General features: G+C 62.6%; 25 protein-coding genes. 15 read left to right on the top strand and 10 right to left on the bottom strand.

The features are described 5' to 3' along the window. Window positions 1-15: 15 nt before the first annotated feature. From lpxK to DBR46_RS22110, 4 genes are read right to left on the bottom strand one after another with little or no spacing between them, the layout of a single operon-like run. Window positions 16-1,026 carry a tetraacyldisaccharide 4'-kinase gene (gene lpxK, locus DBR46_RS22125; protein WP_124527905.1) on the bottom strand — a complete coding sequence of 337 codons (1,011 nt, stop codon included), beginning with the start codon at window positions 1,024-1,026 and terminating at the stop codon, window positions 16-18. Next, on the bottom strand, window positions 1,026-1,454 hold the full coding sequence (locus DBR46_RS22120) for a biopolymer transporter ExbD (protein WP_017736031.1): 429 nt from the start codon (window positions 1,452-1,454) through the stop codon (window positions 1,026-1,028). Before DBR46_RS22120 ends, lpxK begins: the two co-directional genes overlap by 1 nt. Continuing rightward, window positions 1,451-2,086, bottom strand: coding sequence for a MotA/TolQ/ExbB proton channel family protein (locus DBR46_RS22115; protein WP_017736032.1), 636 nt, complete (start codon window positions 2,084-2,086; stop codon window positions 1,451-1,453). Before DBR46_RS22115 ends, DBR46_RS22120 begins: the two co-directional genes overlap by 4 nt. A gap of 47 nt (window positions 2,087-2,133) precedes the next feature. Beyond that, a complete protein-coding gene (locus DBR46_RS22110; RefSeq protein ID WP_124527904.1) occupies window positions 2,134-4,374 on the bottom strand; it encodes a ComEC/Rec2 family competence protein in 2,241 nt (746 codons plus the stop codon). 147 nt (window positions 4,375-4,521) lie between these two features. Between DBR46_RS22110 and DBR46_RS22105 the strand changes: the two genes are divergently transcribed. Then, entirely contained in the window at window positions 4,522-5,037 is a 516-nt protein-coding gene (locus DBR46_RS22105; protein WP_124527903.1) for a DUF2062 domain-containing protein, read from the top strand. Window positions 5,038-5,040: 3 nt separating this feature from the next. Here DBR46_RS22105 and DBR46_RS22100 read toward each other — a convergent pair whose 3' ends face one another. Both DBR46_RS22100 and DBR46_RS22095 read right to left on the bottom strand, forming a co-directional pair. Continuing rightward, window positions 5,041-6,411 carry a sensor histidine kinase gene (locus DBR46_RS22100; RefSeq protein ID WP_124527902.1) on the bottom strand — a complete coding sequence of 457 codons (1,371 nt, stop codon included), beginning with the start codon at window positions 6,409-6,411 and terminating at the stop codon, window positions 5,041-5,043. Then, complete coding sequence (locus DBR46_RS22095; protein ID WP_124527901.1) at window positions 6,398-7,126, bottom strand: response regulator transcription factor; 729 nt, start codon at window positions 7,124-7,126, stop codon at window positions 6,398-6,400. The genes DBR46_RS22100 and DBR46_RS22095 overlap by 14 nt, the downstream gene beginning before the upstream one ends. Before the next feature lie 205 nt (window positions 7,127-7,331). Between DBR46_RS22095 and DBR46_RS22090 the strand changes: the two genes are divergently transcribed. The 4 genes from DBR46_RS22090 to DBR46_RS22075 all read left to right on the top strand — a co-directional run bounded on the left by DBR46_RS22090 (window position 7,332) and on the right by DBR46_RS22075 (window position 12,178). Beyond that, window positions 7,332-10,085, top strand: coding sequence for a response regulator (locus DBR46_RS22090; protein WP_124527900.1), 2,754 nt, complete (start codon window positions 7,332-7,334; stop codon window positions 10,083-10,085). Window positions 10,086-10,275: 190 nt separating this feature from the next. Continuing rightward, window positions 10,276-11,265: a 2-hydroxyacid dehydrogenase gene (locus tag DBR46_RS22085; RefSeq protein WP_124527899.1), complete on the top strand. Its 990-nt coding sequence runs from the start codon at window positions 10,276-10,278 to the stop codon at window positions 11,263-11,265. A gap of 71 nt (window positions 11,266-11,336) precedes the next feature. Then, window positions 11,337-11,777: a hypothetical protein gene (locus DBR46_RS22080; RefSeq protein WP_124527898.1), complete on the top strand. Its 441-nt coding sequence runs from the start codon at window positions 11,337-11,339 to the stop codon at window positions 11,775-11,777. Then, window positions 11,774-12,178 (top strand): META domain-containing protein, encoded by a 405-nt coding sequence (locus DBR46_RS22075; RefSeq protein ID WP_124527897.1) that lies wholly within the window; start codon window positions 11,774-11,776, stop codon window positions 12,176-12,178. The genes DBR46_RS22080 and DBR46_RS22075 overlap by 4 nt, the downstream gene beginning before the upstream one ends. Before the next feature lie 157 nt (window positions 12,179-12,335). Here the strand turns inward: DBR46_RS22075 and DBR46_RS22070 are convergent, their stop codons facing one another. Next, window positions 12,336-12,797 carry a TlpA disulfide reductase family protein gene (locus tag DBR46_RS22070; RefSeq protein WP_124527896.1) on the bottom strand — a complete coding sequence of 154 codons (462 nt, stop codon included), beginning with the start codon at window positions 12,795-12,797 and terminating at the stop codon, window positions 12,336-12,338. Window positions 12,798-12,912: 115 nt separating this feature from the next. Between DBR46_RS22070 and arsC the strand changes: the two genes are divergently transcribed. Genes arsC through DBR46_RS22055 form a run of 3 tightly spaced genes read left to right on the top strand, consistent with a single transcriptional unit; the run spans window position 12,913 to window position 14,268 of the window. Beyond that, the gene (gene arsC / locus DBR46_RS22065) at window positions 12,913-13,266 is read left to right on the top strand and encodes an arsenate reductase (glutaredoxin) (protein WP_124527895.1); all 354 of its coding nucleotides are present in this window, start codon (window positions 12,913-12,915) and stop codon (window positions 13,264-13,266) included. Further along, window positions 13,263-13,877, top strand: coding sequence for an NAD(P)H:quinone oxidoreductase (wrbA, locus tag DBR46_RS22060; RefSeq protein ID WP_017736043.1), 615 nt, complete (start codon window positions 13,263-13,265; stop codon window positions 13,875-13,877). Before arsC ends, wrbA begins: the two co-directional genes overlap by 4 nt. Beyond that, window positions 13,861-14,268 carry a DUF2069 domain-containing protein gene (locus tag DBR46_RS22055; RefSeq protein ID WP_124527894.1) on the top strand — a complete coding sequence of 136 codons (408 nt, stop codon included), beginning with the start codon at window positions 13,861-13,863 and terminating at the stop codon, window positions 14,266-14,268. Before wrbA ends, DBR46_RS22055 begins: the two co-directional genes overlap by 17 nt. 124 nt (window positions 14,269-14,392) lie before the next feature. On the opposite strand, the gene DBR46_RS22050 is transcribed toward DBR46_RS22055, so the two are convergent. Beyond that, a complete protein-coding gene (locus DBR46_RS22050; RefSeq protein WP_124527893.1) occupies window positions 14,393-15,064 on the bottom strand; it encodes a DNA-3-methyladenine glycosylase I in 672 nt (223 codons plus the stop codon). A 67-nt stretch (window positions 15,065-15,131) separates the two neighbouring features. After that, the gene (gene ttcA / locus DBR46_RS22045) at window positions 15,132-15,956 is read right to left on the bottom strand and encodes a tRNA 2-thiocytidine(32) synthetase TtcA (RefSeq protein WP_124527892.1); all 825 of its coding nucleotides are present in this window, start codon (window positions 15,954-15,956) and stop codon (window positions 15,132-15,134) included. 392 nt (window positions 15,957-16,348) lie between these two features. On the opposite strand from ttcA, the gene DBR46_RS22040 reads away from it, so the two are divergent. Further along, complete coding sequence (locus DBR46_RS22040) at window positions 16,349-16,951, top strand: Yip1 family protein (RefSeq protein ID WP_124527891.1); 603 nt, start codon at window positions 16,349-16,351, stop codon at window positions 16,949-16,951. 129 nt (window positions 16,952-17,080) lie between these two features. Continuing rightward, complete coding sequence (locus tag DBR46_RS22035) at window positions 17,081-17,575, top strand: SprT family zinc-dependent metalloprotease (RefSeq protein WP_017737180.1); 495 nt, start codon at window positions 17,081-17,083, stop codon at window positions 17,573-17,575. Window positions 17,576-17,677: 102 nt separating this feature from the next. Here the strand turns inward: DBR46_RS22035 and DBR46_RS22030 are convergent, their stop codons facing one another. Beyond that, window positions 17,678-18,841: a CaiB/BaiF CoA-transferase family protein gene (locus DBR46_RS22030; protein WP_124527890.1), complete on the bottom strand. Its 1,164-nt coding sequence runs from the start codon at window positions 18,839-18,841 to the stop codon at window positions 17,678-17,680. Window positions 18,842-18,998: 157 nt separating this feature from the next. On the opposite strand from DBR46_RS22030, the gene tusD reads away from it, so the two are divergent. The 5 genes from tusD to DBR46_RS22005 are packed head-to-tail and all read left to right on the top strand — an operon-like array spanning window position 18,999 to window position 21,351. Next, complete coding sequence (gene tusD / locus DBR46_RS22025; RefSeq protein WP_124527889.1) at window positions 18,999-19,391, top strand: sulfurtransferase complex subunit TusD; 393 nt, start codon at window positions 18,999-19,001, stop codon at window positions 19,389-19,391. Between the two features lies 1 nt (window position 19,392). Continuing rightward, on the top strand, window positions 19,393-19,743 hold the full coding sequence (tusC, locus tag DBR46_RS22020) for a sulfurtransferase complex subunit TusC (protein WP_124527888.1): 351 nt from the start codon (window positions 19,393-19,395) through the stop codon (window positions 19,741-19,743). Beyond that, on the top strand, window positions 19,743-20,021 hold the full coding sequence (gene tusB, locus DBR46_RS22015; RefSeq protein ID WP_017737176.1) for a sulfurtransferase complex subunit TusB: 279 nt from the start codon (window positions 19,743-19,745) through the stop codon (window positions 20,019-20,021). Before tusC ends, tusB begins: the two co-directional genes overlap by 1 nt. Then, window positions 20,018-20,353, top strand: coding sequence for a TusE/DsrC/DsvC family sulfur relay protein (locus DBR46_RS22010; protein WP_124527887.1), 336 nt, complete (start codon window positions 20,018-20,020; stop codon window positions 20,351-20,353). Before tusB ends, DBR46_RS22010 begins: the two co-directional genes overlap by 4 nt. After that, window positions 20,350-21,351 carry a glycosyl transferase family protein gene (locus tag DBR46_RS22005; protein WP_124527886.1) on the top strand — a complete coding sequence of 334 codons (1,002 nt, stop codon included), beginning with the start codon at window positions 20,350-20,352 and terminating at the stop codon, window positions 21,349-21,351. The genes DBR46_RS22010 and DBR46_RS22005 overlap by 4 nt, the downstream gene beginning before the upstream one ends. Window positions 21,352-21,395: the final 44 nt, after the last annotated feature.

Here is a 21,395-nt window from a genome sequence, read left to right as displayed (position 1 = left end):
CCTGGAAAGAAGCAGTTAAGGCAAGAGACGGGCGGGCAACAGACGCATCAGCTGCGTGTCGAACCAGGCGACGAACGCCGGCGACGGCACCGCATCCACCGCAAGGTACCACCAGTCGGGCTGGGCAAAGGCGCGGCACTTCACCGCGTCCTTCTCGGTCATGACCAGCGGCAATGACGGCATAAAATTCAAGACCTCTGCGCTGTAGGGCGCATGGTCGGCAAACGCATGGGGTATCGCCTGCCAGTGTAGCGTTTCAAGGGTGTTGAAGAAACGTTGCGGGTTGCCGATACCGGCGACCGCGTGTATCCGCTGCCCCGCTGGAAAATGCTCGACCGCTTGGCGCTCACCGGTTTGCAGGTTGACCAACGCCGTGGGTTGCAGGCGAAAGGCAAAGCCATCTTCGCGATCGGCTGCCGCGCCGTTATAGAGCAGCGCATCGACGCTCTGCAGGCGCTCCACCGGCTCGCGCAACGGCCCGGCCGGCAGGCAACGGCGGTTGCCGAGACCGCGGGCAGCGTCGATCAGCACCAGCTCAAGGTCGCGGGCCAGGCGATAGTGTTGCAGGCCGTCATCGGACAGGATCAGGTCCAGGGTTTCACTGGCCAGCAAGGCCTGGACGGCACGGCTACGGTCCGGGTCGATCATCAGCGGTACACCGCACCGCTGCACGATCAGCAACGGCTCATCGCCGGCGACTTCGGCGCTGTGGCTGGCTTCGACCCGCCACGGCAACTGCGGCGGTTTGGCGCCATAGCCACGACTGACCACGCCCACCCGCAACCCGCTGCGGCGACAGTGCTCGATCAGCCACAGGATCAACGGCGTCTTGCCGGTGCCACCCACCGTGATATTACCGACCACCACCACCGGCACGGGCGATTGGTAGATCTGGCCTTCACCCGCCAGGAAGCGCGCGCGCTTGCCCTGCACTACCCGGCGATACAGCGCCTCCAGCGGGCGCAGCAACGCGAGAGCCGGATGCCCTTCATACCAGGCCTTGAGTAAACGATCAGACATGGCCATCAGGGTTGGCTCGCCGCCTCGACAGTGGTCATGCGCAGATGGCTGAAACCGAGCTTGCCGGCCGCATCCATCGCCGTGATCACCGCCTGATGCTGGGTCTTGCCATCGGCACTGATCGACAGCGGCATCTTGGTGTCGCCGCCGGACTCCTTCTGCAAGGCGTCCATCAGGCTGGCAAGGTCGTTCTTCGCCAGCAACTGGTTATTCACCGAAAACACGCCGTCGGCGCTGATGGCGATGTCCAGTTGCTTGACCTGCTGGTCTTCTGCCGGCGAGCCGCTGACCGCTTCCGGCAAATCGACGCGCAACTCGGTTTGGCGGGTGAAGGTGGTGGTGACGACAAAAAACAGCAGCAGGATAAACACCACGTCGATCAGCGACGCAAGGTTGATATCAACGTTTTCCCGTTGCTTGCGGCGAAATTTCACGCTCTGCCCTCGACCAGGTCCACATCACGGTCGCCCTGCACCACTTCCACCAACTTGATGGCTTCCTGCTCCATGCCCACCACCAACTCATCGATGCGCCGTTGCAGGAAACGGTGGAAGAACACTGAAGGAATACCGACCATCAGGCCGGCAGCGGTGGTGATCAACGCCTTGGAAATACCACCGGCCAGCACCGCGGCGTTGGTGGTCATGCCCGAGCCCATGAACGAACTGAAGATGTCGATCATGCCCAGTACAGTGCCCAGCAAACCGAGCAATGGCGCCATGGCGGCGATGGTGCCGAGGGCATTGATATAGCGCTCCAGTTCATGAATAACCCGGGCGGCGGCCTCTTCGATGCACTCTTTCATGATCTCGCGACCATGCTTGGAGTTGGCCAGGCCAGCGGCGAGGATCTCACCCAAGGGCGAATTGGCCCGCAGTTCCTTGAGTTTTTCCTTGTCGAGCTGTTTGCTTTTGATCCAGCCCCAGACCTGCCCCAGCAGGTGTTCGGGGGTGACGCGACTGGCGCGCAGGGTCCACAGGCGTTCGGCAACGATGCCGAGTGCGGCGATAGAACTCATGATGATCGGCAACATCATCCAGCCGCCGGATTTGACCAATTCCCACACAGTGAATGTCCCCTTGAAAAAGTGCGCCACTTTACCATATCGGTTCGTCAGCGGGGTTCGCCGACCACAGGCCCTGAGGGTAACGCTTCGCGCCAGAAGCGACGTTGACTGCGCGCAACAACCGGTGGTGCGAAGGCCCCCAACCGCAAGCGCACGGCACCCTGTTCGGCGCTGTCGTAGATCCGGCTGCCGAGCGCCTGATACCGCTCTATCACTTGCCGGTGAGGATGACCGAACCCATTGCCTCTACCTCGGGAAATCAGCACTGACGTGGGCGAGAGCCGCTGTACAAAGGGCCAGGACGAGGAGCTGCGGCTGCCATGATGGGGCGCTTGCAGCCAATCAGTCGGTACCGCCAGGGGCGATGCGAGCAAGGCCCGCTCGGCGGCGCGGTCGATATCGCCGGTCAGCAACAGCCGCTCGCCACTGGCCTGGACCTGCAACACGCAGGACTTCGCATTGCCTTCAATAGCATCAGGCCATTGCCATAGTTCAAACACCACGCCATCCCATTCCCAACGTTCCCCGCTCACACACGGCTGGGTGCCGAGAAACGCCGGCAAGCCTTCGGTCTCGCCACCTACCACGCGACGGATGGCCAGCCCACGAGCCACAGCCGCCGCGCCACCCGCGTGATCGGCATCCGCATGGCTGAGCAGCATCAGGTCCAACTGCCCTACCCCGAGTTTTTTCAAGGCGGGCAGCACCACCTGCGCACCCATGTCGGCCATCCCCAAGCGCGGGCCTGCGTCGTACAGCAAGGTATGGTTGCGGGTACGCAGGATCAACGCCTGGCCCTGCCCCACATCCAGTTGCACCACGTCCACCTGGCCATGGGGCACCGGCTCCCTGGGTGGGAACACCGCCAACAGCAGCATCGGCCAGCCCAGCAGTCGAAACGGTACGCCTTTGGGCAGCAGCAGCAACACCGCGCCCAACAGGCTGATCAGCCAGTACCCCAAGGGGACCTCGCCGGGGACCCACGCCGGCACTTGCCCGGCCAACAGTTCAAGGCCCTTGAACAGCCCATCAAGTGCACCGCCCGCCAACCACAACAGCCCCTCGCCCAGCCATGGCACCGGCAACAGCGCAGTCCCCAGCAATGCCAATGGCAACACCACCAGGCTGATCCACGGCACCGCGAACAGATTGGCCAACGGCGCGCTGAGGCTGATGGGCAAGCCCAGCACCAGCAAGATCGGCAACAAACCGATAGCAATCAGCCACTGCGGACGGGTCCACACGTGCCAGAAACTCCACGCCCCCAAACGCCCGCTAAATGCCAGCACCAGTACCGCAACCGCCGCAAACGACAACCAGAACCCCGCTTGCAGACTGGCCAACGGCTCAAGCACCAACACCCCATTGAGCGCGAGCAACAACGGCCACCACACCCCCAAGTGCCGAAACCGCAAACGCCACAACAATACCAGCCCGACCATCACGCAAGCGCGCTGCACCGGCACACCGAACCCCGCCAGCAAGCCGTAACCCAACGCTGCGGCAAAGGCCAGGCCACAGGCCCACGGCAGCCAAGGCAATGTTCGCGGCCAGCAACCGTAACGCGCCATCCCGGCGATCAGCCCGTAGATCAGGCCCGAGAGCAAGCCAATGTGCTGGCCGGAAATCACCAGCAGATGCACCGTGCCGGTGGCCTGCAGCACCCGCCAATCCTGGGGCGCCAGCCCGGAGCCGTCGCCCAGCACCAGGGCCGCCACCGCCGCTTCACGGCCCTGGGCATCCACGGCCAGCAGGCGCTGGCGCACGTTGTCGCGCCAGGCATTGCGCGCCGGCGTCAGGCGCACGCCATCCTTTACCGAGCCCGTGGCGCCAATGCGCTGGGCCAGCAGCCAGGCTTCGCGGTCAAAGCCATGAAAATTGAGTAACCCGGAGGGCCGCTTGAGCGTGACCGCCAGGCGCCAGCGCTCACCGCTGCGCACGGGCGGCCCGCCGTGCCAGGACACCTGGATACGCTTGGGCAAGCGGGCATGGCGCGACCGACTGTCAGCCAGTTCGAAACGCACACCGCTGCCCGTCTGCTGCGGCAACCCGACAACACGCCCCTCCAGCCAGCGCGTCTGCCCGTCCAGTGTCGGCCGCAGCCGATCATCCAGCGCCCACTGCGCACTCAGGCAGGCCCAACTCAAGCCCAGTAGGAAGAACGCCAGCCAATACGTACGAAACGGCAACAACATCAATGCCACCACCAACATGGCGAACAGCCAGCCGACAGATGGCAATGCCGGCAAATAGCGCAACGCCAGCAACCCCAATGCAAACGCGAACATCCCTGCTCTCATGGATCATCCCTTTCAAGTGATCCACTCAGTCTTAGCCGGACGCCGAGCACGGCCTATGATGTTTTGTCACAAAGTCTGAATTTTCTGTTTATAGAATGCGGGCATACTTGCCCCTCGAACTGACCTGGACCCCTTATGCCCCGGCGCTTATTCAAACGCTACATGCCCGACCCGACCAGTATCAGGGAACACAAGTCCTTACGATTCCTCGGCACCCTGCTGCATGATCCCAACCTCTGGCACCTGAACCGACACTCGGTGGCGCGGGCCATGGCCGTGGGTTTGTTCGCGGCGTTTATCCCGATCCCCTTGCAGATGCTGTTGGCGGCCGTGCTGGCCATCGTGGTGCGCGGCAATATGCCCATTGCCGTCAGCCTGGTGTGGCTGACCAACCCGATCACCATGCCGGTGGTGTTTTTCTGCACGTACCTGACCGGCGCCTGGCTGATGAATGTACCGCCGCGCAGCCTGCCGGATGACCTCACCTGGGAATGGATCAGCGGCCAGCTGAGTACCTTGTGGCAGCCGTTCCTGCTGGGTTCAGTGGTGCTGGGCCTGGTGTTGGGCGCCCTGGCCTATTGCCTGACCATGCTGTATTGGCGCTGGTGGGTCGCTCATCAATGGAAGAAGCGCAAACAACGGCGCGCTTGAGGCCTAGCGCGCCCGCAAACGCAGGTGCACCCGCAGGCCAAGCCCGGTGTTTTGCGCCCACAGGCTGCCATCCTGGCGTTGCACGGCATTGCGCGCGATGCTCAAGCCGAGGCCAAAGCCGCCGTCGCCGGGGCGCGAGCCGTCCAGGCGGGTGAACGGCGCGAAGATCCGTTCCAGGTCCTGCTCGGCGATGCCGCCGCCCTGATCCTCCAGCCACAGGTGCCAGTAATCGCCCTCACGCCGCCCGTCCAGGCTGACCACCCCTTCGGCGGGAGAATGGCGGATAGCGTTGCGCACGATGTTTTCCAGGGCCTGGGCCAACGCGTTCAGGTTGCCGCGCACCCAGCAATCAGCCTCCAACAAGCACGGCAGGCGCGAAGCCGGCCAATCGCTTTCGAAGCACGCGTTCTCCCGCAACATGTCCCACAACGCCTGCAACTGGATGTCTTCCTGGGGCAGCGGCGCGCGTTCGGTATCCAGCCAGGCGAGCTGCAGGCTGTCCTCCACCAGGCGTTGCATGGCGTCGATCTCCCGGCCCAGGCGTTCACGCAGTTGCGTCAGATCCTGCTCACTGTCACAGGCCACCCGCAAGCGGCTTAACGGCGTGCGCAACTCGTGGGACATGTCCCGCAGCAACTGCTGCTGCAACACCACCGTGCCTTGCAGGCGCTCGGACATGTGGTCAAAAGCCCGCCCCAGCTCACCCAACTCATCCTGGCGGCTGATCGCCGCGTGGGACAGCCGCGTATTCAATTGATCGGCGCGCCAGGCGTTGGCCTGCTCGCGCAGTTGATTGAGGGGCATGATCAACAAACGATACAGGCCAATGCACAGCAACAAGGTAAACAGGCCCGGAATCACGCCATTGGTCACTATCCGCCAGAACAACTGATAGCGCCCCGGCACGAAGCGTTGTGGCAACTCGATCACCAGGGAGCCTACCGACGGGTCCACCGGAAAGGGGATTTTCAACCACGGCAAACCCTGCACGTGGCGACTGACGGGCCAGTCGAGCCCGCGCAGGGAGGTGAGGCGCTGGCTTTCCTTGTCGGTCAGTGGGTAGCTGCTCAACGATTGCAGGTCATTGCCAATCACGCCGATCCAGGTGCGTTCGAGCTTGCCCATCGCTTGCAGCCAGGCGTCGACGCCGGCGTGACCGCCGCGATTCCAGGCCTGTTCGGCACTCACGGCGTAACCACTCAAGGTGATCCGCGCCTCGTCGGACAGGTACCGGTTCTTCTGCTCCATGTAGCGGCCCCAGGACCAACTGAGCCAGATCATCAGCAGGCAGAAGGCAATCAACAGGCACGCCAGCTTCCAGAATAACGAGTGCTTGCCCGGCAGCCGCGTCAACGGGCGTTCAAAGAACCTCATCAGCACCGCTCAACACGTAGCCCTTGCCCCACACCGTGCGCACTTCACGTTCGTTGTAGCCGACGGCCTTGAGCTTGCGGCGGATCTGGCTGATATGCATGTCCAGGCTGCGGTCGTGGGGCGCATAACCGCGCTGCAACACATGCTGATAAAGGAAGGCTTTGCTGAGGACTTCTTCACCGTTGCGATGCAGGGTTTCCAGCAAGCGGTATTCGCTGCGGGTCAGCCCGGCCCATTGTTCCTGGTAGAACACATCACACAGTTCATCGTCAAAACGCAGGGGGCGCAGGTCGTCGCGCAACGGTGCAAGGCTCGGCAACGGCCGCCGGTCGAGGGCGACGCGGCGCAGGATAGCTTCAATGCGCACGCGCAGTTCGATCATGCTGAACGGCTTGGGCAGGTAGTCGTCGGCCCCCAGGCGAAAACCGCTGATACGGTCGGCTTCGGCCCCCAGGGCCGACATCAGGATGACCGGGATCGAATGGCTCTGACGCAAATGCGTAAGGATCGACAAGCCATCCATCCCCGGCAGCAAGATATCCATCAACACCACATCAAATGCCTGGTCGCGCGCCATCTGCAGGCCTTGCTGGCCGTTCTGGCACCAGGTCACCTGGAAGCCGCAACGCCCAAGATGCTCGTGGACATAGGCGCCGAGCACAGGGTCATCTTCGATGGTCAGGATACTGGGTAGGCCAACTACTGCGGGATTCATTAGCGTCTGCAAGTCATTCTCAATGACTGATTATTCAAGATTAACCCGCCACAGGCAATCGCCATCCGGCCGCCAATGGCTCGAAGATTGCCACATGTCATTAATTTGCAAGATTCCACCGCGCGCAAATGGCTACACTGCGCAGGTGGCGCGGCCCGGATGCTTGCGTGGTTCATTGATATCAGTGTGGTAGCAGGAGAGTGGCGTGCTTAGAAGAATGGGGATAAAAGGCCGCGTACTGTTGCTGACCTTATTGCCGACCAGCCTGATGGCCCTGGTGTTGGGGGGCTACTTCACCTGGATGCAACTGTCGGAATTACAGAGCCAATTGCTGCAACGCGGCGAAATGATCGCCGAACAACTGGCACCGCTGGTGGCACCGGCCCTGAGCGCGAAGAACGTCGACCTGCTGGAGCGCATCGCCACCCAGTCTCTGGAGCAGCCGGACGTGCGCGCCGTGTCGTTCCTCGGCCCCGACCGCACGCCCCTGGCCCACGCCGGCCCGACCATGCTCAACCAGCCTCCCGCCGGCAACAGCTCCCATCTGCTGCAACGCACCGGCAACGATGCCACTCGTTACCTGCTGCCGGTGTTTGGCCGCCATCGCAACCTCGCGGGCGACTTGATCCCCGACGAAGCCGACCGCCTGCTGGGTTGGGTCGAAGTCGAACTGTCCCACAACGGCATGTTGCTGCGCGGCTATCGCAGCCTGTTTGCCAGCCTGCTGCTGATCGCCATCGGCCTGATCGGCACGGCCACCCTGGCACTGCGTATCAGCCGCACGATCAATTCGCCGATTGGCCTGATCAAGCAAGCCGTGGCCCAGCTCAAGGACGGCAACCTGGAAACCCGCCTGCCGCCGCTGGGCAGCCAGGAATTGGACCAACTCGCCTCGGGCATCAACCGCATGGCCGAAACCCTGCAAAACGCCCAGGAAGAGTTGCAACACAGCATCGACCAGGCCACCGAAGACGTGCGCCAGAACCTCGAAACCATCGAGATCCAGAACATCGAGCTGGACCTGGCACGCAAGGAAGCCCTGGAGGCCAGCCGCATCAAGTCGGAGTTCCTGGCCAATATGAGCCATGAAATCCGCACCCCGCTCAACGGCATCCTCGGTTTCACCCACCTGCTGCAAAAAAGCGAGCTGTCGCCGCGCCAGCTGGATTACCTGAGCACCATCGAAAAGTCCGCCGACAACCTGCTGGGCATCATCAACGAAATCCTCGACTTCTCGAAGATCGAGGCCGGCAAGCTGGTCCTCGACAGCGTGCCCTTCAACCTGCGCGACCTGCTGCAAGACACCCTGACCATCCTCGCCCCGGCCGCCCACGCCAAGCAGTTGGAACTGGTCAGCCTGGTCTACCGCGACACGCCGCTGGCACTGGTGGGTGACCCGCTGCGCCTCAAGCAGATCCTGACCAACCTGATCAGCAACGCCATCAAGTTCACCCGGGAAGGCACCATCGTCGCCCGCGCGATGATCGAGGACGAGCAGGAAGACAGCGTGCAGTTGCGCATCAGCGTGCAGGACACGGGCATCGGCCTGTCCAGCCAGGATGTGCGCGCGCTGTTCCAGGCGTTCAGCCAAGCCGACAACTCGCTGTCGCGCCAGCCCGGCGGCACCGGCCTGGGCCTGGTGATTTCCAAGCGCTTGATCGAACAGATGGGCGGTGAGATCGGCGTCGACAGCACGCCGGGCGAAGGCTCGGAGTTCTGGATCAGCCTGAACCTGCCCAAGACCCGCGACGACCTGGACGACCTGCCCTCTGCGCCGCTGCTGGGGCGGCGCGTTGCGGTGCTGGAGAACCACGAGCTGGCGCGCCAGGCCCTGCAACATCAGTTGGAAGACTGCGGTCTGGAAGTCACCCCGTTCAACAGCCTGGAAAGCCTGACCAATGGCATTACCAGCGCGCACCAGACCGAACAGGCCATCGACCTTGCGGTGCTCGGCATCACCGCCAACGACATACCGCCGGAACGCCTCAACCAGCACCTGTGGGACCTCGAACACCTGGGCTGCAAAGTGATGGTGCTGTGCCCGACCACCGAACAGATGCTGTTCACCCAATCGGTGCCCAACCCCAACAGCCAGTTGCAGGCCAAGCCGGCCTGCACGCGCAAGCTGCGCCGCGCCCTGGCCGACCTGATCAGCCCGCGCCCCTCGCGCAGCGAGCCCGGCGAGCCGTTGTCCAGCCGTGCGCCGCGGGTGCTGTGCGTGGACGACAACCCGGCCAACCTGCTGCTGGTGCAAACCCTGCTGGAAGACATGGGGGCCAAGGTGCAGGCGGTCGAAAGTGGTTTTGCCGCCATTGATGCGGTCAAGCAGGAAACCTTCGACCTGGTGTTGATGGACGTGCAAATGCCCGGTATGGACGGTCGTCAGAGCACAGAAGCGATCCGCCAGTGGGAAAGCGAACGCCACGGCACACCTCTGCCGGTGGTCGCCCTCACCGCCCACGCCATGGCCAACGAAAAACGCGCGCTGTTGCAAAGCGGCATGGATGACTACCTGACCAAGCCCATCAGCGAACGGCAACTGGCCCAGGTGGTACTCAAATGGACCGGCCTGGCCCTGCGCAACCAGGCGCCGGAGCGCGCCACCGACGGCCTGGCCCCGGCCGTGCGCCTGCAGGTGCTGGACCACGAAGAAGGCCTGCGCCTGGCCGCCGGCAAGACCGACCTGGCCGCCGACATGCTGGCCATGCTGCTGGCCTCGCTGGAAGCCGACCGCCTGGCCATTACCCTGGCCCGCGAAGCCAATGACCACCACGCCCTGATCGAACGCGTCCACCGCCTGCACGGTGCCACCCGCTATTGTGGTGTGCCGCAACTGCGCGCCGCCTGCCAGCGCGCGGAAACCCTGCTCAAGCAGGACGATGCCAAAGCCATGAGTGCGCTGGACGAACTGGACATGGCCATTGCTCGGTTGGCCAGTGAGGCGCGGGTTAGCGCCTGATGCAAAGCCGCAGGAAACAGCCATATGTGGGAATGGCTTTGTGTGGGAGCGGGCTTGCTCGCGAATGCGGAGTGTCAGTCACCTATGTTTCGACTGATCCACCGCTTTCGCGAGCAAGCCCGCTCCCACACAAACCCGCTCCCACAGGGGTTATGTATTTTCAGATCGTAAATTGCAGGGAGCATTCTTAATGCGCGTCATACTTTTCAGCAGCCAAACCTACGACCGCGACAGCTTCCTCGGCGAGCCTCTACCGCCCGGCGTGGAGCTGCAATTCCAACCCGCGCGCCTCAACCTCGACACCGTGGCCCTGGCCGAACACCACGAAGTGGTCTGCCCGTTTATCAACGACGACCTCAGCGCCCCGGTGCTGGAACACCTGGCCAAAGGCGGCACGCGCCTGATCGCCCTGCGCTCGGCCGGCTACAACCACGTGGACCTGGCCGCCGCCAAACGCTTGGGCCTGACCATCGTGCGCGTCCCCGCTTACTCGCCGCACGCCGTGGCCGAGCATGCGGTGGCGCTGATTCTCGCACTCAACCGCCGCCTGCACCGCGCCTACAACCGCACCCGCGATGGCGATTTCAGCCTGCACGGCCTCACCGGCTTCGACCTGGTGGGCAAGACCGTCGGCGTGGTCGGCACCGGGCAGATCGGCGCCACGTTCGCCAAGATCATGGCCGGTTTCGGCTGCCAGTTGCTCGCCTACGACCCATTCCCCAACCCTCAGGTGCTGGCCCTCGGCGCGCGCTACGTGAGCCTGCCCGAGCTGCTGGCGCAGGCACAGATCATCAGCCTGCACTGCCCGCTCACCGCCGACAGCAAACACCTGATCAACGCCGGCTCCCTGGCCCATATGCAACCCGGCGCAATGCTGATCAATACCGGGCGTGGCGGCCTGGTGGATACGCCGGCGTTGATCGAAGCGCTCAAGGACGGCCAGCTCGGCTACCTGGGGCTGGATGTGTACGAAGAAGAAGCCCAATTGTTCTTCGAAGACCGCTCCGACCTGCCCCTGCAAGACGACGTGCTGGCGCGCCTGTTGACCTTCCCCAACGTGATCATCACCGCGCACCAGGCGTTTTTGACCCGCGAAGCCCTGGGCGCCATCGCCGGCACCACCCTGGCCAACATTGCCGCCTGGGCCGAAGGCCGCACACAAAACCTGGTCGAGGGATGATCAGCGGTCACATACCAGGCCCATGATGGGCCGGCACCCGTGATAGGATGCCGCGCCTATTTGGAGGATCCATGGCCGAACACGATTTCCGCTTCAGCTTGCTGAGCCCGCAACACACCCTGATCGAATGCCGCGCCCTGGTGCCGGGCCGTTACCAGGTCACCGGCAACGGTGGCGCGATCAAGCACGGCGACGTGTTGATCGTCACCCTGCGCGGCAGCAAAACCCTGTCGATGCGCCTCACCGTCGAAGGCGACGCGCGCTATTCCATCCGCCCGGCGGGCCAATGGGTCGCCATGGCCCAAGGGCCGAAATTCGGCGAGTTGGAGATTCACACCTGGAAGGTCAACTGCGACAGCTGCGACAGCGTGCTGGAGTTTGAATTCGCCGTCGAAACCAAGCTGAGCAAAGAGCCGCTGCAACCGGCCGCCAACGCGCGCATCAAGGAGTTGGGCTGGGCCAGCGAAGGCGCCAAGCACCGCTGCCCGAAATGCCAGCAGGCCGCGCAATGAAAGGCCTGCTTCTGCTCGCCGCCGCTGGTGCGGCCCTGACGGGTTGTGCCGGGGATGCGGTCAAGCTCAAGCAGGATCACAGCTACGTGGTGGAATGGATCGGTGAACGGCCGCTGATGGATTACGCGCACCTGACCGTCACCTTGGGTGCGGACGGTCGCGCCTACGGCAACGGCGGCTGCAACCACTGGTTTGCGCCGTACACCGTCGACGGCGAAAAACTCAGCTTCGGCCAGATCGGCAGCACCCGCAAACTCTGCGCCGAGGCCTTGATGGAGCAGGAACACCGCTTCTTCCAGGCCCTGCAAGGCGTGCAGCGCTGGGATATTTCGCCGATCGAGCAGACACGTTTCTGGCCGGCCGAAGGCAAGCCGATTCGCTTGTGGCTTGAAGAGGGCTGACAGCACCAATCTCAGGATTGAGCGAGGTCAAAATGTGGGAGCGGGCTTGCTCGCGAAAGCGCCGGGGCAGACACCACAACTGTGACTGATGCACCGCATTCGCGAGCAAGCCCGCTCCCACACAAGCCCGCTCCCACATGGGATTTGTGTTGTAGCTTCAGCCGCGCAACGCCTTGAGCTTGGCAATCACACCCTCCGCCGTCTGCTCCCCCATCAACTGCTCACGCACCTTGCCCTTGTCATCAATGATGTAGGTCACCGGCAACGCTTCACTGCGCGGAATATCAAAAATCCCCTCCGGGTTCTGCGCCAGTACGGTGAACTTGATCCCCAGCTTCTCGCTGGCGGTCTTCAATTCTTCGCCCTGCACATTGTCGAAGTTAACCCCGAACACCCCGACGTTCTGCCCTTTCAACTGGTCCGCCAAAGCGTTCAGCTCGGGGATTTCCGTGCGGCACGGGCCACACCATTCGGCCCAGTAATTGACCACCACCCATTGTTTGTCCAAGCGCTCGGCCGCGACTTTCTGGCCGTATTGGTCAACGCCGTAATCGTTGCCGCAGCCACTGAGCAGCAGGGTTGTGATGATCGCCAATGCACCGATCAGTCGATTTGTCATGGGGTAATCCTTCGCAAAAATGAACGTTGGCTGCGACCTATCGCCTCTTACGGTTTAAGGACGGGACGCAGCGCGGGTAGAATACCCGCCACCTTACGCAAGATGCGACCCGCACATGACCGATCTGACGCTTTATCACAACCCGCGCTGCTCGAAATCCCGCGGTGCGCTGGAACTGCTCGAAGCCCGCGGCCTCACCCCAACCGTGGTGCGCTACCTGGAAACGCCGCTGGACGCCACACAGTTAAAGGCCTTGCTCGCCAAGCTGGGCCTCACCGCGCGCCAACTGCTGCGCACCGGTGAAGAGGAATACAAGGCCCTCAACCTCGCCGACGCCAGCCTCAGCGAAGCGCAACTGATCGCCGCGATCGCCGAGCACCCCAAGTTGATGGAACGCCCGATCCTCGAAACCGCCGACAAGGCCATCATTGGCCGTCCGCCAGAGAACGTGCTGGAGATCCTGCCGTGACTACGCCGTATGTGCTGGTGTTGTATTACAGCCGCCATGGCTCGGTCAGCGAAATGGCCCGGCAGATTGCCCGGGGCATCGAGCAAGGCGGCATGGAAGCGCGCCTGCGCACCGTGCCGGCGATCTCCACCGAGTGTGAGGCCGTGGCGCCGAGCATCCCCGACGAAGGCGCGCTGTATGCCAGCCTCGATGATCTGAAGCACTGCTCGGGCCTGGCCTTGGGCAGCCCGACGCGCTTCGGCAACATGGCCGCGCCGCTCAAGTACTTTATCGACGGCACCAGCAACCTGTGGCTGACCGGCGCCCTTGTCGGCAAGCCGGCCGGGGTCTTCACCTCCACCGCCAGCCTGCACGGCGGTCAGGAAACCACGCTGATGTCGATGTTGCTGCCGTTGCTGCACCACGGCATGCTGATCACCGGTTTGCCCTACAGCGAACAGGCGCTGCTCGACACCCAAGGTGGCGGCACACCCTACGGCGCCAGCCACCACGCCGGCCCGGACGGCAAGCGCCTGCTCGATCAACATGAAATCGCCCTGTGCCGCGCCCTCGGCCTGCGCCTGGCGAACACCGCGACGCTGCTGGAGGCCGGTCGTGGCCAAAAAGCCTAAAGTCCTGCCGCCCCAGGCGTGGCTGGAGCCACGGGTCAAGGTCGCACGGGCATTGAGCCTGCTGGCGTTCTTTGGCCTGGTGGGTTTGCTGTGCGGGTATTACCTGTTCGTCGCCGACCTGCACGGCGCACGGCCGTGGGTGATCCTGCTGATCGAACTGGTGCCGCTGCTGTTGCTCGCACCGGGGATGCTGCTGGGCAGCGCGCGCGGGCATTCGTGGATGTGCTTTGCGGTGAACCTGTATTTCATCAAGGGCGCGCTGGCGGCGTATGACCCGAACCGGCAGTGGTTCGGGGTGTTGGAGATGGTGGCGAGCCTAGCGGTGTTTTGTACGGCGTTGTTGTATGTGCGGTGGCGGCATCAGTTGAATCGGCGACTCGCTGAGGCCTGATAGCGCTGTAGTGCCTGACCGGCCGCCTTCGCGAGCAAGCCCGCTCCCACATTTGACTGCATTCCAAAGCTGGAACTCGGTCAAATGTGGGAGCGGGCTTGCTCGCGAAAGCATCACCTCGGTCTCAATGATTCACCGTATAGGCCAGCATCATCGACAACTGGCACATCGGCCGCCCACTCTCGGCATGCCACTGGTTGAACGCCCCTTGCACCGTCGCTAGGTCCCGCAGGCTGGTCGGCGCCTTGTCGACGATCTTCTGCGCATTCAACGCCGCCACCACGTCATAACTGGGTACAAACGTATCCTTGCCGACCATGCGCAAGAAGCGCGGCGCCGACAAACCGCCCAGCTGGTGGCCGTGCTTGCTCAGGTATTTCCACAGGCCGACGATGTCGGTCACCGGCCAGTCGGCGATAAACGCGCCAAAGCTGCCGTGTTCCTGGGCGATATCCAGGATCATCTGCGCATTGCGCGGCACGCTCTTGAGCTTGCCCAGGTGGCGGATGATGCTGGTGTCCTGCATCAGCCGCTCCAGGTGCTCGGCACCCATCAACACGACTTTTTCCGGGTCGAAGCCGAAGAAGACTTTCTCGAACGCCGGCCACTTGGCGTCCACCACACTGTGCTTGAGCCCTGCACGAAACACCCGCAGGGCCAGGGTCGACAGGTAACGGTCATCGCTGATCTTGCGCAATTGCGCCGGGGTGTTTGGCACCGGCAGATGGGCTTCCAACTCGGCGACCGAACCGAAACGGTTCAGACAGTATTCGTGCAGCCACTTGTAATCGCGCATGCCCTCTCCTGGGGATTCAAATGAAAACGGCGCCCATGAGCGCCGTCTTTCAGAGCGTTGAAGAACCTTAGAGGTTCACTACATTGACGAAGCGCGACGCGGCGCTCTCATCGATCTTGAGGCTGGTGAAGTCAAACAGATTGCGGTCGGCCAACTGCGACGGCTGCACGTTCTGCAGGCTGCGGAAGATACTCTCGGTGCGGCCTGGGGTCTTGCGCTCCCAGTCCAGCAGCATCTCCTTGACCACCTGGCGCTGCAGGTTTTCCTGGGAGCCACACAGGTTGCACGGGATGATCGGGAATTGCTTGAAGTCGGAGTAGGCCTGGATGTCCTTCTCGTTGCAATACGCCAGCGGGCGGATCACCACGTTGCGTCCGTCATCGGCGCGCAGCTTGGGCGGCATGGCCTTGAGCGAGCCGTTGAAGAACATATTGAGGAAGAAGGTCTCGACGATGTCGTCGCGGTGATGACCCAGGGCCATCTTGGTTGCGCCGATTTCATCGGCAAAGGTGTAGAGCGTGCCACGGCGCAGGCGCGAGCACAGCGAGCAGGTGGTCTTGCCTTCCGGGATCAGTTCCTTGACCACCGAATAGGTGTCTTTCTCGACGATGTGGTACTCGACGCCCAGCTCCTTGAGGTAGGCCGGCAGCACGTGCTCGGGGAAGCCCGGTTGTTTCTGGTCCATGTTGACGGCGACGATCTGGAACGTGATCGGCGCGACCTTCTGCAGGTGCAGCAGCACGTCGAGCAGGGTGTAGCTGTCTTTGCCGCCGGAGAGGCAGACCATGACCTTGTCGCCGTCCTCGATCATGTTGAAATCGGCGACCGCTTCACCGGCCAGGCGACGCAGGCGTTTTTGCAGTTTGTTCTGGTTGACCGTAAGAGTGCCCATGGCGCTTGGATCCGCAAAAGGTGTGTGACGAAAAGCGCAGTATTTTACGCAAAAATACTTCAATGGGCGACGCCGATCCAATGTGAGAGCTGGCTTAATGTGGGAGCGGGCTTGCTCGCGAAAGCGGTGGATCAGAAATACATTCAGTGACTGACACACCGCTTTCGCGAGCAAGCCCGCTCCCACATTGTAATTACGGCACTCCTGACAGACCTCAGCGCGATTAGAGCCAATGTTTACAGCGCAATTTGCTCTAAAGGCCCTACAGTTATTCCGGTCATCCCTTCCTATACTGCGACTTGAGGTCGCACACATATCCAGGACCTTTCAGGCCAATTGGCCCGTGGGCGCTCCGCTGGGGGGCGATGGTAATAACGACAGGAGTGACTGGCATGATCCATCACGTCGTGGGGCTATTTACCCATCCCGACCGGGAATGGCGGGAAATCCGTGGCGATAAAGAAGAAAGCATCGGCCACATGTACCTCACCCATACGCTGATTCTTGCGGCGATCCCCGCCGTATCAGCCTTTATCGGCACCACCCAGGTCGGCTGGGTCATCGGCAACCGCGCTCCGGTCATGCTGACCCAGGAAAGCGCCTTGTGGATGACCCTGATGTCTTACGCCGCCATGCTCGGCGGCGTGGCGGTGATGGGCGCGTTCATTCATTGGATGGCCCGTACCTACGATGCCAACCCCAGCATGCCGCGGTGCGTGGCGTTCGCGACCTATACGGCGACACCGTTGTTTATCGGCGGGTTGGCCGCGCTGTATCCACATATGTGGCTGGGCATGGTCGTGGGCACGGCGGCGATTTGCTACACGGTGTACCTACTGTATGTGGGGCTGCCGACCTTCATGAACATCGACCCCGACGAGGGTTTCCTGTTTTCCAGTTCGGTGCTGGCCGTAGGGCTGGTCGTGCTGGTGGCAATCATGGCGTTTACCGTGATTGTCTGGGGCCTGGGTGTAGGGCCGATCTACACCAGTTGAGCGCGTTCAAACCTTGGGCAAAGCCACCGCAAGGTGGCTTTGTGCGTTATGTGCGACCATTCGGCGCCTGACAGATTCGGAAACACCCGCCTTTGCGGCATACTGGGCGTCTCTGGAGATAGGTACAGCATGCCCGAGCAGCTCAACACCCGCGTCGAAGATTGTTTCCAACAAGCCGAATCCTTTTTCAAACGAAGCTTCAAACGCCCTCAGGTCAGCCTCAAGCTGCGGGGCCAGAAGGCCGGTGTCGCGCATTTGCACGAGAACCTGCTGCGCTTCAACCCCCAGTTGTACCGCGAAAACAGCCAGCACTTCCTGAAACAGACCGTGGCCCATGAAGTGGCGCATTTGATTGCCCACCAACTGTTTGGCGAGCGCATCCAGCCCCATGGCGAGGAATGGCAGTTGATCATGCGCGGGGTGTACGAACTGCCGCCGGACCGTTGCCATACCTATGCGGTGAAACGGCGCCAGGTGATGCGGTACATCTACCGCTGCCCGTGTGCGGACAGTGACTTTCCGTTTTCAGCGCAGCGCCATGGGTTGGTGGCCCAGGGGCGGCGGTATTTGTGTCGGCGGTGCCGGCAGACCCTGGTATTTACCGGGGAGACGCGGGTGGAGTGAGGGCCTCATCGCAGGCAAGCCAGCTCCCACATTTGACCGCGTTGTCATGTCGATCACCGATCCAATGTGGGAGCGGGCTTGCTCGCGAAGGCGCCGGACCAGTCAACCAATAACCTTGGCCTGCCGCAAATCCTCGATCCGCTGAGCACTGAACCCCAACTCCGCCAACACCTCATCACTGTGCGCCCCCACCGCCACCCCAATATGCCGAGGCGCCGGCAAACCCTGCGAGAACTTCAACGGACACGCCAGTTGCGCCTGGCTCGAACCATCACCCCTAGGCACTTGGCTGACCAATGCCCGCGCCTTCAACTGGGGATGCTCAACCGCCTCACTGAAACTCAGCACCGGTTCGACGCAGGCATCCACCTCGGCAAACAATGCACACAACTCATCGAAACTACGCTTCTCAAACTCGACTTGCAGCGCAGGCTTGAGCTGGGGCGACAGCCCCAGCGCCGCCAACTCCGGACGCCCCAATGCCGCGCAGAGCTGTTGCATAAACGCGGGTTCAAGACTGCCCACCGACATCCACCGCCCATCCCGGGTGCGGTAATAGTCATAAAAACTGCCGCCGTTCAGTACATGGTTTTCCCACCCAGGCTCCACCCCGCACGCCAGATAACCCGCAGCGGCCATGGCGTTCAGGCTGAACGAGCAGTCAGTCATGCTCACGTCGAGGTATTGGCCAACACCACTGTGCTGCCGGGCAATCACCGCCGCCAGCAACCCGACGACGGCGTGCAACGAGCCACCGCCCACATCCGCCAATTGCACGCCCAGGGGCAACGGCCCGCTGTCCTGGCGCCCGGTGTGGCTGGCCACACCGGCCAGCGCCAGGTAGTTGATATCGTGCCCGGCACGGTCCTTGTAAGGGCCGGTCTGTCCGTAGCCGGTGATCGACACATAAATCAGCCGCGGGTTGATCGCCTTCAACGCCTCATAGCCCAAACCCAGCCGCTCCATCACCCCAGGGCGAAACTGCTCAAGCACAATGTCGTACCCCTTGACCAACGCGCGCACGATCTCCAACGCTTCGGCCTGCTTGAGGTCCAGGGCCAGGCTGCGCTTGTTGCGATTGAGGTAGGCATGGCTCGCCGACGTGCCCCGGTCATGGGGCGGCAGCACCCGCAACAGGTCCATGCGTGTGGGCGATTCGATGCGCAAGACCTCGGCGCCCATGTCCGCGAGCATCAAGGACGCAAACGGGCCAGGCAACAAGGTGGAGAAATCCAGCACTTTGAGGGACGCCAAGGGACCTGACATGGGCACTCCAATTCCGTTTCGATTGCCCACAGACTAGGCAGCCTTGGTCCTACGGGCAATCGTCAGAACGATCAGCGACAGTGACCGTTTTGATCACGGCGGGCTTTTTCCTGGCGGCGGCTTTATCATTGGCCGACGTTTGCTTGCAGAGTGTTCCATGAAGTTTGCGATTGCAGTGTTTTCCGCCGCCCACGCGCCCTCCTCGCGCCGCGCCCTGCTGTTCGCCCAGGCGGCGCTGGCCGGCGGGCACGAGATTGTGCGGCTGTTTTTCTATCAGGATGGCGTGTACAGCGCGTCCAACAACATCGTCGCGCCCCAGGATGAGCAAGACATCGCGCGCCAATGGCGTGAGTTCGTCAGCCTGCACCAGCTCGACGGCGTGGTGTGCATCGCCGCCGCCTTGCGTCGTGGCGTGCTCAACCAGGAAGAAGCCACGCGTTATCAGCGCAGCGCCGTGAATATTGAAGCCCCTTGGGCGTTGTCGGGGCTGGGGCAGTTGCACGATGCCGTCCAGGCCGCCGACCGCCTGATCTGTTTTGGAGGGCCGTGACATGTCCAAATCCCTATTGGTCATTAGCCGCCAGGCGCCGTGGTCCGGCCCCAGCGCGCGGGAAGCCCTGGATATCGTGCTGGCCGGTGGTGCCTTTGATTTGCCGATTGGCTTGTTGTTCATGGATGACGGCGTGTTTCAGCTCGCACCGCACCAGAACGCCAAGACCGTGCAACAAAAGGACTTGAGTGCCAACCTGCAGGCATTGGGGCTGTTCGGCATCGACGATGTCTTTGTCTGCCGCCACAGCATGGCCGTGCGTGGCTTGACGCCGCCCACCGAGGCGCAACCGTTGAGCAACGACGCGATTTCCCAATTGATTGACCGTTACGACCAGGTGATTACCCTCTGATGTCGACTTTACATGTGGTGTCTCACTCGCCGTTTTCCGACAGCCGCCTCGACAGTTGCCTGCGCATCTGCGGCGCCGATGACGCTATCCTGCTGTGCGGCGACGGCGCCTACGGGCTGCACGCCCCGGCCCTGCACACCAAGGGCGTAAAGGTGTTTGTGCTGGCCGAAGACATGCAGGCACGCAACCTGCCCTTACCGGACTGGGCCGACAGCGTGGACTATCCCGGCTTCGTGCAACTGTCGCTCGATTACGACAAGGTCAACAGCTGGTTATGAATACCCTGACCGTAGGCGCGCGCACCCTGGAGCTGGACAAGGACGGCTACCTCGTCGACTTGAATGACTGGTCCGCCGAGGTTGCCAGCGCCCTGGCCGCCGCCGAAGACCTGAAACTGACGCCGGACCACTGGCAGATCCTCGACCTGCTGCGCGGCTTCTACGCCGAATTCCAGCTGTCCCCGGCCACGCGTCCGCTGATCAAGTACACCGCGTTGAAGCTCGGCCCGGAAAAGGGCAACAGCCTGCACCTCAACAAACTGTTCAACGGCACTCCCGCCAAACTCGCCGCCAAGCTGGCGGGCCTGCCCAGGCCGACGAATTGCTTATGACCGACTTTGCTCCCCTGATCCTGGAAACCCCCGCCGAACACCCGTTTGCGCAATTCGTGCGCATCCTCGGCAAAGGCAAGCGCGGCGCGCGCAACCTCACCCGCGAGGAAGCCCGTGAAGCCATGGGCATGCTGCTCGACGAAAAGGTCGAAGACACCCAGCTCGGCGCTTTCCTGATGCTGCTGCGCCACAAGGAAGAAAGCCCGGAAGAACTCGCCGGCTTCACCGAAGCCGTGCGCGACCGCCTCAATGCTCCAGCGTTGAACGTGGACGTGGACTGGCCGACCTACGCGGGCAAGAAACGCCACCTGCCGTGGTACCTGTTGGCGGCCAAGTGCCTGGCGCAAAACGGTGTGCGCATCCTGATGCACGGCGGCGGCGCGCACACGGCGGGCCGGTTGTACACCGAGCAACTGCTGGAAACCTTGCAGATCCCGCTGTGCCGCAACTGGCAGCAGGTCGAAGCCGCCTATGGGCAAGGCAACCTGGCGTTTATTCCGCTGGGCGATTGGGCACCGCAGTTGCAACGCATGATCGACCTGCGCAACACCCTGGGCCTGCGTTCGCCGATCCACTCCCTGGCACGCCTGCTCAACCCGCTGCATGCACGCCTGGGCCTGCAAAGCATTTTCCATCCCGGTTACCAGGGCGTGCACCGCGATGCCAGCGGCCTTCTCGGCGACAACGTGATTGTGGTCAAGGGTGACGGCGGCGAGATCGAGATCAACCCCGACTCCGCCAGCCACCTCTATGGCACCACCGGCGGCGAAAGCTGGGACGAAGAGTGGCCTGCCCTCTCCGCCCAGCGCCACGTCAAGCCGGCCAGCCTTGAGCCCGAGCACTTGAAGGCGTTGTGGCGCGGTGATGTCGAGGACAGCTACCCGCAACTGGCGCTGATTGCCACCATGGCCCTGGCCTTGCGCGGCCTCGGCCACCCACGGGAACAGGCGTTTGCCCTGGCCCAGCAATACTGGGACGCGCGGGATAAATCGATTTAATCGATCATTCACCCGCAGTCTTTGCGCTTTTAAATCGAACCCAT

Origin of the sequence: Pseudomonas sp. KBW05, from assembly GCF_003852405.1 — a bacterium.
In the GTDB taxonomy this organism is placed as follows: domain Bacteria; phylum Pseudomonadota; class Gammaproteobacteria; order Pseudomonadales; family Pseudomonadaceae; genus Aquipseudomonas.
The sequence above is the reverse complement of the archived record's forward strand: the minus strand, read 5'-3'. Positions and strand labels throughout refer to the sequence as shown.